Here is a 12873-nt window from a genome sequence, read left to right as displayed (position 1 = left end):
GGGGACGAAAAGCGCATGTCAGCGTCCGCTTGCAGGACGCGGCCGGGCGGCGGGCGCGGCCGACCGCGCACGTCACCCGGCTCCGCGGAGATCGACCGCCGCGCGTTTCCGAGAGATCAGCGGCACTTTTTCTCGCGCGAATCTCACAAGGTATATTTTCAAATTATTGAGAGTTTGACCGGATACCGACTCGGGCTGTGATGTTGCCCACAATTAATTGGCAGAATGCGGCCAGTCGCGGCGGGCCGGGCGGCCGGGCCCGCCGGTGCGCCGCCCGGCACGCTCGGGCGCGCCGATTGTCAGCGGGCTGACAAACGCCGTCCCGGACGGTGAAGGCCGGTGAGTGTCGCGGATCACCTCGCGTGCCTAGGTTGGGACGACCCGGGCCGAGGCCCGCCGAGCACTCGCGATGGAGGTGCCACCGTGACGACGGCGTACGACGACGCGCGCCCCGGATCGCCGGCCATCGAGGGCCTCACGGACGAGCCGTGGCGCGACGTCCCGGCGGAGGAGGCGCGGTGGATGCGCCCCCGGCTGCCGGACCTGCTCGGCGTGATGGTCGAGGGCGTGCTGCGGCACGTGCCCGAGTACGACCGGCCGGGCGACGCGGCGTACTGGCGGGTGGCGGAGGCCGCCGTCGCGCAGGCGATGGAGCACTTCGTGCAGGTCATCGCCGACCCGGACACCTCGTGGGCGGAGGTGTACCAGGTCTTCTTCGACGTCGGGTACGGCGAGGCCGTCGAGGGCCGCAGCCTGGAGCACCTGCAGAACGCGATGCGGATCGCGTCGCGGCTCGCCTGGCGGCACCTGGCGGTCGAGGCCGAGCGGCTCGGCCGGCCCCCGGCGCTCGTCAGCCTCCTCGCCGAGGCGAACTTCGCCTACCTGGACGCGCTGGCCTCCGCCGCGGCGCACGGCTACGCCCGCGCCCGGGAGAAGGCCGCCGGGGAGCGCGAGCAGCGGCGCGGGCGGCTGCTGGCCCTGCTGCTGTCGGACCCGCCCGCGCCGCCCGAGGTCGTCCGCGAGCAGTCCGCCCGCGCGGGCTGGCCGCTGCCCCGGCGGCTGGCGGTCATCGTGCTGCGGCCGCGGCCGGGCAGCGGCGGGGAGGGGCCGGCCGGGCTGCCGCCGTCCCTGCTGACCGGCCTGGACCACGGCCGCCCCTGCCTGGTGATGCCCGACCCGGACGGCCCCGGGCGCCTGGACGAGCTCGGCGCGACGCTGGCCGGCTGGACGGGCGCGATCGGCCCCGCCGTGCCGCCCGAGGAGGCCGCGACGTCGCTGACGTGGGCGCGGCGCGCGCTCGACCTGGCGCCCGCCGCGCCCGCCTCCACCCGCGGCGCGTCCAACTCCGCCCGCGGCGCATCCGCCTCCGCCCGGGGCGGTGGGCGGCGCGCGCGGCGCGGCGGGGTCCTGGTGCGGGCCGAGGAGCATCTGCCCGGCCTGCTGCTGCGCGAGGGCGCGTCGCTCGCCGCGATCGTGGCGTCCCGGCGCCTCGCCCCGCTGGACGAGGCCGGCCCGCGGCAGGGCCTGCGGCTCGCGGTGACGCTGCTGGAGTGCATGAAGCACGGATTCAACGCCACCGGCGCCGCCGAGGTCCTGTGCGTGCACCCGCAGACGGTCCGGTACCGACTGGCGCAACTGCACCAGATGTTCGGTTTCGACATCGAGGACCCGGAGATCCGGCTCGAGATGATGCTGCTTCTGTACACCTGGATCCAGCGCAACGGCGGCTGATCCGCCCGCCCCGCCGCTCCCCGCGCCGGGCCCGGAAATCCGCTACGGTCGGGGTCGCCGCGTAGGCGAGGGGAAGGAAGTCACAGAACACATGGCCGAGAAGGTCATTCGGGTGGACGACATCGACGGCTCCGAAGGAGCCGATGTCGCAAAGCGAGACTTCGAAGTCTTGGACCGCACGTTCACCATCGACTTGAGCGACGACAACTACAAGCGGCTGAACGAGATGCTGGACGCCCTCGCGCCCTTCATCGAGAACGCCGCGGAGGTGAAGCCCGCGGGGAAGGGCCGCAAGTCCCGCGTCGCGAAGATCAAGGGCTACACGAACGGTGATGTCCGCGACTGGGCATTGCGTCAGGACATCGAAGTCTCCGAACGTGGCAAGATATCGGATGAGGTCTATGCTGCATTCATCGAGGCACATCCGGACGCCAAGCCGGACGCATAGCTAGAGGGAGTCCCCGCATGGCACAGAAGGTCGAAGTCCTTCTCGTCGACGACATCGACGGTGGAGAGGCCGACGAGACCGTCAGCTTTTCCATCGATGGCACGTCATATGAGATCGACCTGAGCAAGAAGAACGCCGCCAAGCTGCGCGGCGGTCTGGAGCCGTTCGTGGCCGGCGCGCGCAAGGCGCGCAAGACCCCGGGCAGGGGTGGTCGCGGGACGCGTACCGCGGGCAGCCGCGAGCGCTCCGCCGAGATTCGCGAGTGGGCGAAGGGCCAGGGCATCAAGGTCAATGAGCGGGGCCGTATCCCCGCCAATGTGATCGAGCAGTACGAGGCCGCGCACTAGCGGCGCGCGCCGCGCGGCCGGCGGCGTTCCGGCGCGACAGCGAGGGGCCGGGGTGAGGATTTACATCACCCCGGCCTCTTGCGCGCGCAACGGGCAAATCGCCCTCATTCTCGGGCGAATGCCGGGAATGGAGCGGCATCGCAATAGGCGGGCGCGCGGCGCGGCTCACCCGGGCGGCGGGCCCAGTTCGCGTCCCGCGCGCACCGCGCCGGCGACGCGGTCGCGCAGTGCCATCTCGGCCCTCCGGGCGTCCTCGGCCATCCCGCGGATCTCTTCGCCGGCCATCTCGTCGCCGACGGTGCTCGCCAGCAGGTCCCGGTAGCGGGCGTTCTGCTCGGGCAGGCCCTGCAGGACGCGCGCCTCGTGGTAGGCGTCGTCGGCCTCCCCGGCCCGGCGCGCGTACGCCTCCAGCGCCTCGATCCGGCCGGTGACCGAGCGGACCGACAGCGCCAGCGCGCGGTCCTGCGGCTCCAGCAGGGCCCGGACGTCCGCCGACAGCCGCTCGGGCTGCTGGGCGAGGCGCTCCCGGCGCAGCCGCGTGTGGGTCGCGAGGGCCTCCGCGACGGCCCACTCCTGCCGGGGCAGGACGACCGCGTTGTTGATGTCGTCCAGCAGCCCGGCGCCGTGCGACTGCGACCCGAGGACGGCGTCGACGGCCCGCTGCGCGCGGACGAGGAGCCGGGCGGCGGGCCGGTCGAAGTCGCCGGGCAGCAGGTAGCGGCCGTGGTGCTCGCGGGCGGCGCGGGCGGCGGCCGGTTCGCGCACGTGGCGCAGCGCGCCGAGGGCCCAGCCGGCGAAGCTCGCGGCGGTGAGGACCACCGCGGCCTCGGCCTGGCCGAGCAGGAGCAGCAGGATCTGCAGGGCGGGGGTGAGCATCATCGCGAGGACGGGCAGCCTCCCCCACCGGCTCGCCTCGCCCACCAGGCCGTCCTCGTCCAGCGAGGCGACGAAGCAGACCCGCAGCCACCCGCCGGGCAGCACCCCGTAGAAGATCGCGAACGCCGGGATCCACACCAGCCGCGCCACCACCGTGGCGGCGCGCAGCCGCGGAGGCGGCGGCGCGGGCATGCAGGCGGGGACGAGCCGCTCGGGCGCGGCGGCCAGCAGCGCCCTGTGATCGCCGCCGATGGCGGGATCGAACACCGGACGAGGACGGTCCTGCTCGTTCATCGCCACTCCCCCACCGCGTCTGGGAACCCTGGTGCCCGCGGTCGGTTCCGAGCCTTCCACCCGGAACGCGGCTCATTCCACTGTGTCACGGAATCCGGACATGTCCCTTCGGCTCCGGCGCCGCACCCGCGACACACCCCGCTAGTCCTGGAGTTCCGCCCACACCTGCCGGTCGCGCTCGGCCGTCCAGATGCGGGGGCGCTCGACGCCGTCCATCTCGTCCCAGAGGCGGGAGACGTCGAACGGCAGGCAGTGCTCGAAGATCGGCCAGTGCCCGTACTCGGGGGCGAGCGCCTTGTGCACGGCCGCGAAGGCGTCCTTGAGCGTGCCGCCGTCCCGCCGGACCAGCCCCACCTCGTCGATCATGGTGGTCAGGAAGGCGCGGGTCTGCGCGACCGCGGCGTGCGCGGCGTCCCGGCCGTGCGCGACGGCGCCGCGCCCGCCGACGAGCGTCTCGGCGCCGAAGGAGCCGACGTGGTCGAGCGTGCCGGACGCCCATTCGCGGTGGAACGCGTCCCCGGTGTAGAGCGCGGCCTGCGTCTCCACGAGGTCGCCGGCGAACAGGATCCGGTGCCGGGGGAGCCACGCGACGATGTCGCCCTCGGTGTGGCCGCGGCCGCAGTAGGCGAGGTCGAGGTCGCCGCGATCCCCGCCGAGGTCGATGGTGAGGGTGCCGGAGAACGTCACGGTCGGCCAGGTCAGCCCGGGGATGCCGTCCGGGTCCTTGAACAGCCGGGGCATCCTGCCGTACTCCGACTCCCAGTCCTGCGCGCCGCGCTCGGCGATCAGCGCGCGGGTCAGGTCGTGGGCGATGACCACCGGGGCGCCGAACGCGCTGGCGCCGAGCGTGCGGACGGCGTGGTAGTGCGACAGGACCAGGTACCGGACGGGCTTGTCGGTGTGCTCGCGCAGGACGGCGAGCCAGTCGCGGGCCGCCGCCGGCGTGGCGAGGGCCTCGAAGCAGACGACGAAGTCCTCGCCCTCCACGGCGCCGACGTTCGGGTCCCCCTCGGCCGTGAGCGCGTACACCCCGTCGGCCAGGACCTCAAGCGTCTGCGTCTTGTCGCCCAGGTCAGCGGACGACGCGAACGGTCTGGACATCGGCGCCCCCTCGCACTCGTGGCCGCGGGCACTTCCCGTGCACAGATTTCATTCCACGCATAGCGGGTGATAACCGTCCCGGTCGCCAGGTGGGGAGGACGGCGCCCGCGGGGTAGGAGGGATCTTGAACGCGCCGCGCGGAAGGAGGGGGCCCGGTGAACGCCGCGCTCGGACTGCTGGCCGTCCTCGTGCTGACCGCCGCGACCGGCTACTTCGTGGCGCAGGAGTTCGCCTTCGTCACCGCGGACCGCCCGGCCCTGGCCCAGCGGGCCGCGGAGGGCGACCGCGCCGCGGACCGCGCCCTGAAGGTGATGGGCCGGCTGTCGTTCATGCTGTCCGGCGCGCAGCTCGGCATCACGGTCACCGCGCTGGTGGTCGGGTTCATCGCCAAGCCCGCGCTGGCCGACCTGATCGCCCCTGCGGTGCGCGCGGGCGGGGTGCCGGACGCGGCGTCCGGCGGCGTGGCGGTGGGGCTCGGGTTCGCCCTCGCGACCGTGGTCCAGATGGTGATGGGCGAGCTGTTCCCGAAGAACCTGGCGCTGGCGCGGGCGGAGCCGCTCGCGCGGGCGCTGGCCGCCTCCACGCTCGGCTACCTCGCGATGGCGGGGCCGCTGATCCGGCTGTTCGACGCGTCGGCGAACCGGCTCGTCCGCGCGGTGGGCATCGAACCGGTGGAGGAGCTGCGGCACGGCGCGACGCTGGAGGAGCTCGGGCACATGATCGGCGAGTCCGGCGAGCAGTTCCAGGAGGACCACGCCGACCTGCTGGAACGCGCCCTGGTCTTCTCCGAGCGGGACGCCGAGGCGGTCATGGTGCCCCGCGTCGACGTGGTGACCGTGGCCGCGACCGCCGACGCCGCCGAGCTGAGCGACGTCATCGCGGCGAGCGGGCACACCCGCTACCCCGTCCTCGGCGAGGGCGTCGACGACGTCGTCGGGGTCGTCGGGCTGGAGGAGCTGGTCGGGCTCGGGCCGGACGAGGCGGCGCGGACCGCGGTCGGCGCGATCGCCCGGCCGCCGCTCCTGCTGCCCTCGACGCTCCCGCTGCCGGACGTCGTGCTGCGCCTGCGGGGCGCCGCCGAGCCGCTGGCCTGCGTGGTGGACGAGTACGGGGGGTTCGCCGGGATCCTCACCTGGGAGGACGTCGCCGAGGAGCTGGTCGGGGAGATCGCGGACGAGAACGAGCCCGACGACGACCTGGCGATCCGCACCGGCGAGTGGTGGACGACGGACGCGGGCCTGCGGATCGACGAGGTCGCCCACGAGACGGGGATCGCGCTGCCGGAGGGCGACTACGAGACGGTCGCCGGGCTGCTGATGCGGCGGCTCGGCCGGATCGCGCGGCCGGGCGACGTCGTCCGGGTGGAGCTGCCGCGCGACCGGCTGGACGAGCCGTCCCGCACCGCCGTGGTGGAGGTGCTGACGATCAACCGGCACGTGCCCGAGCTGATCCGCGTCCGCGCGGTGGAGGAGGAGGACCGGTGAACCTCGCCTTGGGCGCTCCCGTCACCCTGGCGCTGCTGGCGGGCAACGGGTTCTTCGTCGCCGCCGAGTTCGCGCTGGTCGCGGCCCGGCGGCCCCGGCTGGAGCGGGCCGCGGCGCGGGGCTCGCGGGCCGCCGGCGCGGCGGTCGCCGGGATCGACGAGCTGTCGCTGACCCTCGCGGGCGCCCAGCTCGGGATCACCATGTGCTCGCTCGGCCTCGGCCTGGTGTCCGAGCCGGTGTTCGCCGAGACGCTGACGCCGCCGTTCCACGCCGCGGGCCTGCCGGAGGGGGCGGCGCACGCGGTCGCCTTCGTGCTGGCGCTGGCGCTGGTGACGTTCCTGCACATGGTCGTCGGCGAGATGGCGCCGAAGTCGTGGGCGATCGCGGGGCCGGAACGGTCGGCGACCGTCCTCGGCCTGCCGTTCCGCGCGTTCACGACGGTCGCCCGCCCGGCGCTGGCCGCGCTGAACGGCACGACGAACCTGCTGCTGCGGGCGGTGGGCGTCCGGCCGGCCGACTCGCGGGAGGTGTCGCGCACCCCCGAGCAGCTGCGCAGCATCGCGCAGGAGTCGCGGCGGCTCGGCCTGATCGGGGAGACCGAGCTGACGCTGCTCACCGCCGCGCTGGACGCGCCGCGCGCCCCGCTCGCCGGCCTGGTCGTCCCCGTCTCCGGGATCGTGTCGGTCCCGCCGGAGGCGTCCCCGCAGGAGGTCGTGGACGTCGCCGCGCAGACCGGCCACACCCGGCTGATGGTGCGGGGCGCCGGGGCGCGGGGCCGGGCGGCGCGCATGGTGCACGTCCGCGACGCCTACCTGGCGCGGGCGCGGGGCCGGGCGACCCCGGCCGGGGAGCTGGCGCACCCGGTGCCGGCGCTGCCGGTCGGGACCCCGGTCGGCGAGGCCGTCGCGACCCTGAAGGCGAACCACAGCCACCTCGGCCTCGCCATCGCCCCCGACGGCCGCGTCGCCGGCCTGGTCAGCCTGGACGACCTCCTGACCACGCTGCTGGCGGTCCGCTGACGCGCCCCAACCGTCAACGTTGGTTGACATGAGATGGCTGTCAACCTACATTGACAGCCATGAGCGATGGAGTGACGCTCGCCCAGGAGGCGAGCAGCCGGGACCCCGCGGTGGGCCTGCGGGCCGTGCGGGCGCTGCGCGAGCTGGCGGAGCGGCTGGAGGCGCTGCAGGTCCAGAGCGCCCGCGACCAGGGCTGGTCCTGGCAGGAGATCGCGGTCTGCCTCGGCGTGAGCAGGCAGGCCGTCCACAAGAAGCACGGCGGCGGCCGCCGCCTACTCAAGAAGGAGCAGTAGAAGGATGTTCGAGCGATTCACCGAGGGCGCGCGGCGAGTGGTCACCGGTGCGCAGGAGCAGGCGCGTGCGCTCGGCACGCCCTTCATCGGCACCGAGCATCTGCTGCTCTCCCTGCTGGACGGCGACGACGCCACGGCACGGGTTCTCACCGAACACGGGGTGGAGGCGTCCGCCATCGGGCGGCGGATCGCCCGGAAGGGCGAGGATCCGCTCGACCCGGAGGCGCTGAGCACCCTCGGCATCGACCTGGACGCCGTCCGCGAGGCCACCGAGGAGGTCTTCGGGGAGGGCGCGCTCGACGTTCCCGCGGGTCGACGCCGACGCTTCCCCAAGGGCCACATCCCGTTCACGCCGAGGGCCAAGAAGGCGCTGGAGCTGAGCCTGCGGCACGCGATCCGGCTCAAGCAGAAGCAGATTCGCAGCGGGCACGTCCTGCTCGGCGTCCTGCACGACAAGGAGTTCATGTCGGTGAGGATCCTGAGCGAGGCGGGCGTGGACGTCGCGGCGCTGCGCGCCCACGTGGAACGGCTGCTCTCCGCCGAGGCGGCATGACCGCGATCATGTGATTACGTGGGGACATGCCCGAACCGCTGGATTCGCTGCGCCGCCTCGTCCCCGCCGACCGGATCGTCACCGACTCCGACGTGATCGCCTCCTACGCGCACGACGAGGCGGAGTGGGCGCCCTACGGGGCGCCCGCGGCGCTCGTCCGGGCCGGTTCGACCGAGGACGTGCGGGCGGTGGTCACCGTGTGCGCGGAGCAGGGCGTGCCGATCGTCCCGCGCGGCGCGGGCACCGGGCTGTCGGGCGGCGCGAACGCGCTGGACGGCTGCGTGCTGCTGTCCCTGGAGGCGATGGACGAGATCGTCGAGATCGACGCCGCCGAGCGGCTCGCGGTCGTCCAGCCGGGGGTCGTCAACGACGCCCTCCGGCTGGCCTGCGCCGAGCGGGGGCTCTGGTACCCGCCCGACCCGGCGAGCGCGCCCTGGTCGACGATCGGCGGGAACGTGGCCACCAACGCGGGCGGCCTGTGCTGCGTCAAGTACGGCGTGACCCGCGACTACGTCCTCGCGCTGGAGGCGGTCGTGGGGCGCGGCGAGGTGGTCCGGCTCGGCCGCCGGACGGCCAAGGGCGTCGCCGGGTACGACCTGTGCGGGCTCATGGTCGGGTCCGAGGGCACCCTCGGCGTGATCACCGAGGTCACCGTGCGGCTGCGCGGTGCCCGCGCCCCCGAGCACACCGTCGTCGGGTACTTCGACACCCTCCAGGCCGCGGGCGAGGCCGTCGCCAAGGTCACCGCGGCCGGGATCGTCCCGAGCGCGCTGGAGCTGATCGACCGGCACTGCCTCCGGGCGGTCGACGCGTGGCGCAACATGGGCCTGTCCGCGGACGCGGACGTCCTGCTCCTCGGCCGCACCGACCTGCCCGGCGAGTCCGGGGAGGCGGAGGCCGACGCGATGGCGCGGCTGTTCAAGGAGGCGGGCGCGACCTGGAGCGCCCGGTCGTCCGACGAGGCCGAGGCGGACGCGCTGTTCGCCGCGCGCCGGCTCGCCTACCCGGCGCTCGAACGGCTCGGCCCCGTCCTGACCGAGGACGTGTGCGTGCCGCGCGGCCTCGTCCCGGAGATGCTGACCCGCATCGAGGCCGCCGCCGCGGACACCGGCACCCACATCGCCAACATCGCCCACGCGGGCGACGGCAACCTGCACCCGCTGATCATCGCGCCGGCCGGGGACGACGCGGCCCGCGTCCGGGCCCAGCGCGCCTTCGACCGCATCGTCGCCGACGCGATCGCCCTCGGCGGCACCGTCACCGGCGAGCACGGCGTCGGCCTGCTCAAGCGGCGCGGCCTGCACGACGAGCTGGACCCGGCCGTGATCGCCCTGCACCACGCGGTGAAGGACGCGCTCGACCCGGCGGGCGTGTTCAACCCGGGCAAGGTCTTCGGGACGCCCTGACCCGATCAGCCGCGGGCGGCCTCCCAGCCCTGGACGAGCTCGGCGGTGTGGTCGCCGACGAGGCCGACCTGGAGGCGCTCCCCGTCCTGCTCGACCTGAACGCCGACCGGCCGCAGGTCCGGGACGCGCCCGGAGAACAGCGCGTCGCGCTCCGCCATCGCCTCGTACTGGCCGGGCCGCCACCAGTACACCTGCGCGGTGATCGGCTTCTCGCCCGACCCGGCGAGCCTGGCCGCGACGTCCTGCACGGTCTTCAGCGCGAGGACCAGGTGCTGCTCCGTCCCGATCTCATGGACCGTCACGTACTCCGGCAGCGGGAACGCCACCAGCGCGCCGAACGGGAGCGGGCCGGGGAAATGGCGCCGCAGGACCTGCGCGTGCGCGCCGATGTAGCGGTGCTGCTCCCCGATGTTGGACATCTTCACCCCGTTCAGGTCCTGGGGCTGGACGTAGTGGGGCTCCCGCTCGATCGACTGCGCCAGCGCGTGCCCGAACGCCGCGGCCTCGGCGAGCCCGCCGAGGTCCGCGCGGTTCAGCGGCACGATCGAGTCCGGGTAGTCGACGACGACGGCCTGGAGCAGGCCCGGCGCGAACGGCCGGGTCACCAGGGCGGCCTGCATCCGCTCGTCGAGGGCGTTCTCCGGGTAGAGGCGGACGCGCAGGCTCGCGGTGTCGAGCCCCCCGCCGGAGGGGGCGGGGGGCGCCTGCCGCTCGAAGGCCTGGACCGCCTGGTCGGCGTACTGGGCCGCGATGCCGGGCAGCGCGGACCGCGGGTTGCGCCCGGCGTGCTGCCGCCACTGGGCGATGTCCGCCTGCGCGCGGTTGCCGTCCTTGAGCGTCACGGCGACGGTGTCGGGAGCCGTCAGCTCCGCCCGGTAGCCGCGCTGCGCGAAGGCGTCTATGAGTGACATGCCGATGATGTCGTGTCCGCTGGGGTTCATGGTCATGTACGACTCCCCGGGTGGCCGGTGAGTTCCCTCAGCCTCCGAAAGCCTCCGTGAGCGCGGCGACGCACGCGGACCTGCGGAAGGGATCGGCCGGGTACCTCCGCCGGCACTCGGCGGCGATCCACGACGGGGCCGCCGGACGGACGGCGCGCGGCGTGCGCGTCTTGGCCGGGCGGGGCCGGTGCGCGGGCCGGCCCTTCTCGCGCGGTGACGGGGCCGCGCGCGTCCGGCGGGGGACCCGCCGCGGCACCCGGGGACGGTGGGCGGACGACCGGGCATGCGGCTCCGCCGCGGTCCGCCCGGTGCGGGACGAGGCGGGTGAGGGCCGGGCGGGCGACGGCCGGGCGGACGCGGCCGGGGTGGCGGCGTCCGGCGTCACCGTGCGGGCCGGGACCGTCCGGGCCGTCCCGTGGCCGACGGCCAGGAACAGTCCGGCGCCCAGGACGAGCGCGACGGCGACGACGGCCGCGCGAGGAGGGCGGCGGGCGGGCGGCCTCGGTTCGGCGCGGGTGAATCCGGCGGGCGGGAGGCTGGAGGAAAGGCGCACCCACCGATCGTCACGCTGAGCGCACGCCCGGACACGCGGAACCGGCTCGACCGTTGCCGGCTCGATACACCGGCGGCCGTCACCGACCGGCGAGCAACTCCACCACGGGCGCGAACTCCTCGACGAACGCGGAGGAGACCGACACGTACGACACGCCCAGCTCGTCGCGCCGGCGGGCGAGCGTGTCCGCCATCTCCCGGGGCGTCCCGGACAGCTTCGCGATCACGTCCGATGTCGCCATGGCGGCGAGGTCCACGTCCATCTGGCGGCCCAGCCACTCCGGAACTTCGTCGCCGACCACGTGCACCTGCGTGCACAGCTCCAGGTCGTCGAACCGCTCCCCCGCCGCCTTCCGGACGACGTCCACGTATCCGGCGAGCTCGGCGTCGCCGGTCATCGGCGGGACGCCGAACGCGACCGTGTCGGCCCGCCGCGCCGCCAGGTCCAGCATCCGGGGCCGGGACGCCGCCACGACCACGCGCGGCGGGCGGCCGGTCCCCGCGAACAGCCCCTCCGGCGGGTTCGCGACCGCGTCCAGCGCCGCCTCCACCCGGGCGATCCGCTCGGCGCCCGATCCGTACGGAACGCCGAAGACCGCGGCGTCGTCCTCCCCGCCGGGACGGCCCGCGCCGATCCCGAGCTCGAACCGGTCGCCGGTGGCGAGCGCCATCGAGGCCGCCTCCCACGCGATCATGTGCGGCGGCCGGGTCGCCGCGGAGAGCACGAACGTGCCGACCCGCAGCGTCGTCGTGGCGCCCGCCGCCGCGGCGAGCGTCGCCGCGGGCATGGCCGTGCCGGACGTGTCGGGGGTCAGCAGGGTCGCGTACCCGAGCTCCTCCGCCCGGCGCGCCTGCGCCGCCCAGTCGGCGCCGCTGCGCGCCCACCCCACCATCACCGCGAACCTGAACCGCCGATCGGCCATCGTCCCGCCTCCCGTCCACCTCGGATGCACTCCATTTGAGTGAGTGCTCACTCATTTGTCAAGGACCCTCGGCCGCGCCGCGCCGCCGAGGCGGTGTCCTAGCCGGCCGGGGTGACGGTGAAACGGCGCAGGGCGAGCGCCGGGTTCTTCCCCCGGACGGCGCCCACGCGCTCGGGCGAGACCTCGCCCGCCGCGATCCCCGGACCCTCCCCCAGGGCGGCCGTGACCACGCCCATCGGGTCGACGATCATGCTGTTGCCGGCGCCGGTCGGGGCGCACTGGCCGGCCGCCGCCACGTAGATCGTGTTCTCGATCGCGCGGGCCCGCACCAGCGTCCGCCAGTGGTCCTCCTTGAGCGGGCCCGGCACCCACTCGGCGGGCAGCGCGAGGACGTCGGCGCCGGCGTCCACGATCCGCCGCGTCACCTCCGGGAACCGCACGTCGTAGCAGGTCTGCATGCCGAACGTGACGCCGTCCACCGTGAAGGTCTCCGGCTCGCCGATGGCGCCGTGCCGGACCAGCGCCGACTCCTCGTACCCGAACGCGTCGTACAGGTGGATCTTGCGGTACTCGGCGACGACGCCGCCGCCGGGCGCGAGGGCGACGAGCGTGTTGGAGATGCGGTCCGGGTCGTCCAGGCGCTCGTTGACCCCCGCCACCAGGTGGACGCCGTGGCGGCGCGCCAGGTCGCCGAGGCCGGTCACGAACGGACCGTCCAGCGGCTCGGCGGAGTCGACGAACCGCCGGTCCATCTTCGGCGCGGTGAACATCGCGAACTCGGGGAACACGACGACCTTCGCGCCGCGCCCGGCCGCCTCACCGGCCAGCTTGCCGATCGCCGCCAGGTTCTCGTCCTTGCCCGTGCCCGGCGCGAACTGCGCCACCGCGACCTGCACCATCATCGG

General features: G+C 74.6%; 14 protein-coding genes. 8 read left to right on the top strand and 6 right to left on the bottom strand.

Annotation, left to right across the window (positions count from 1 at the left end; genetic code table 11):
* Positions 1–423 precede the first annotated feature (423 nt).
* The 3 genes from BM339_RS04675 (at position 424) to BM339_RS04665 (ending at position 2526) form a co-directional block, all read left to right on the top strand.
* The gene (locus BM339_RS04675; RefSeq protein ID WP_256255211.1) at positions 424–1731 is read left to right on the top strand and encodes a helix-turn-helix domain-containing protein; all 1308 of its coding nucleotides are present in this window, start codon (positions 424–426) and stop codon (positions 1729–1731) included.
* 91 nt (positions 1732–1822) lie between these two features.
* Positions 1823–2179: a histone-like nucleoid-structuring protein Lsr2 gene (locus BM339_RS04670; RefSeq protein ID WP_021599628.1), complete on the top strand. Its 357-nt coding sequence runs from the start codon at positions 1823–1825 to the stop codon at positions 2177–2179.
* Between the two features lie 17 nt (positions 2180–2196).
* A complete protein-coding gene (locus tag BM339_RS04665; RefSeq protein ID WP_075019977.1) occupies positions 2197–2526 on the top strand; it encodes a histone-like nucleoid-structuring protein Lsr2 in 330 nt (109 codons plus the stop codon).
* Positions 2527–2691: 165 nt separating this feature from the next.
* On the opposite strand, the gene BM339_RS04660 is transcribed toward BM339_RS04665, so the two are convergent.
* Together BM339_RS04660 and BM339_RS04655 are read right to left on the bottom strand one after the other, a co-directional pair.
* Complete coding sequence (locus tag BM339_RS04660) at positions 2692–3696, bottom strand: hypothetical protein (protein ID WP_024935245.1); 1005 nt, start codon at positions 3694–3696, stop codon at positions 2692–2694.
* 141 nt (positions 3697–3837) lie between these two features.
* Positions 3838–4797 (bottom strand): MBL fold metallo-hydrolase, encoded by a 960-nt coding sequence (locus BM339_RS04655; protein ID WP_075019976.1) that lies wholly within the window; start codon positions 4795–4797, stop codon positions 3838–3840.
* Positions 4798–4952: 155 nt separating this feature from the next.
* Between BM339_RS04655 and BM339_RS04650 the strand changes: the two genes are divergently transcribed.
* The 5 genes from BM339_RS04650 to BM339_RS04630 are packed head-to-tail and all read left to right on the top strand — an operon-like array spanning position 4953 to position 9552.
* Positions 4953–6281 carry a hemolysin family protein gene (locus tag BM339_RS04650; protein WP_075019975.1) on the top strand — a complete coding sequence of 443 codons (1329 nt, stop codon included), beginning with the start codon at positions 4953–4955 and terminating at the stop codon, positions 6279–6281.
* Entirely contained in the window at positions 6278–7300 is a 1023-nt protein-coding gene (locus BM339_RS04645; protein ID WP_075019974.1) for a CNNM domain-containing protein, read from the top strand. The genes BM339_RS04650 and BM339_RS04645 overlap by 4 nt, the downstream gene beginning before the upstream one ends.
* A gap of 59 nt (positions 7301–7359) precedes the next feature.
* The gene (locus tag BM339_RS04640) at positions 7360–7593 is read left to right on the top strand and encodes a hypothetical protein (RefSeq protein WP_024935247.1); all 234 of its coding nucleotides are present in this window, start codon (positions 7360–7362) and stop codon (positions 7591–7593) included.
* Positions 7594–7597: 4 nt separating this feature from the next.
* Positions 7598–8146 (top strand): Clp protease N-terminal domain-containing protein, encoded by a 549-nt coding sequence (locus tag BM339_RS04635; protein WP_075019973.1) that lies wholly within the window; start codon positions 7598–7600, stop codon positions 8144–8146.
* 26 nt (positions 8147–8172) lie between these two features.
* Positions 8173–9552 (top strand): FAD-binding oxidoreductase, encoded by a 1380-nt coding sequence (locus BM339_RS04630; RefSeq protein WP_075019972.1) that lies wholly within the window; start codon positions 8173–8175, stop codon positions 9550–9552.
* Positions 9553–9557: 5 nt separating this feature from the next.
* On the opposite strand, the gene BM339_RS04625 is transcribed toward BM339_RS04630, so the two are convergent.
* The 4 genes from BM339_RS04625 to BM339_RS04610 form a co-directional block, all read right to left on the bottom strand.
* Positions 9558–10499 carry a hypothetical protein gene (locus BM339_RS04625; RefSeq protein ID WP_075019971.1) on the bottom strand — a complete coding sequence of 314 codons (942 nt, stop codon included), beginning with the start codon at positions 10497–10499 and terminating at the stop codon, positions 9558–9560.
* Positions 10500–10530: 31 nt separating this feature from the next.
* Positions 10531–11046: a hypothetical protein gene (locus tag BM339_RS04620; RefSeq protein ID WP_024935249.1), complete on the bottom strand. Its 516-nt coding sequence runs from the start codon at positions 11044–11046 to the stop codon at positions 10531–10533.
* A gap of 79 nt (positions 11047–11125) precedes the next feature.
* On the bottom strand, positions 11126–11968 hold the full coding sequence (locus BM339_RS04615) for an LLM class flavin-dependent oxidoreductase (RefSeq protein WP_075019970.1): 843 nt from the start codon (positions 11966–11968) through the stop codon (positions 11126–11128).
* A gap of 98 nt (positions 11969–12066) precedes the next feature.
* Complete coding sequence (locus BM339_RS04610; protein WP_075020148.1) at positions 12067–12867, bottom strand: carbon-nitrogen hydrolase family protein; 801 nt, start codon at positions 12865–12867, stop codon at positions 12067–12069.
* Between the last annotated feature and the right edge of the window lie 6 nt (positions 12868–12873).

The organism is Actinomadura madurae (assembly GCF_900115095.1).
Classification (GTDB): Bacteria; Actinomycetota; Actinomycetes; order Streptosporangiales; family Streptosporangiaceae; genus Spirillospora; species Spirillospora madurae.
Note: the sequence above shows the minus strand (reverse complement) of the source record. Positions and strands in the feature narration are given on the sequence as shown.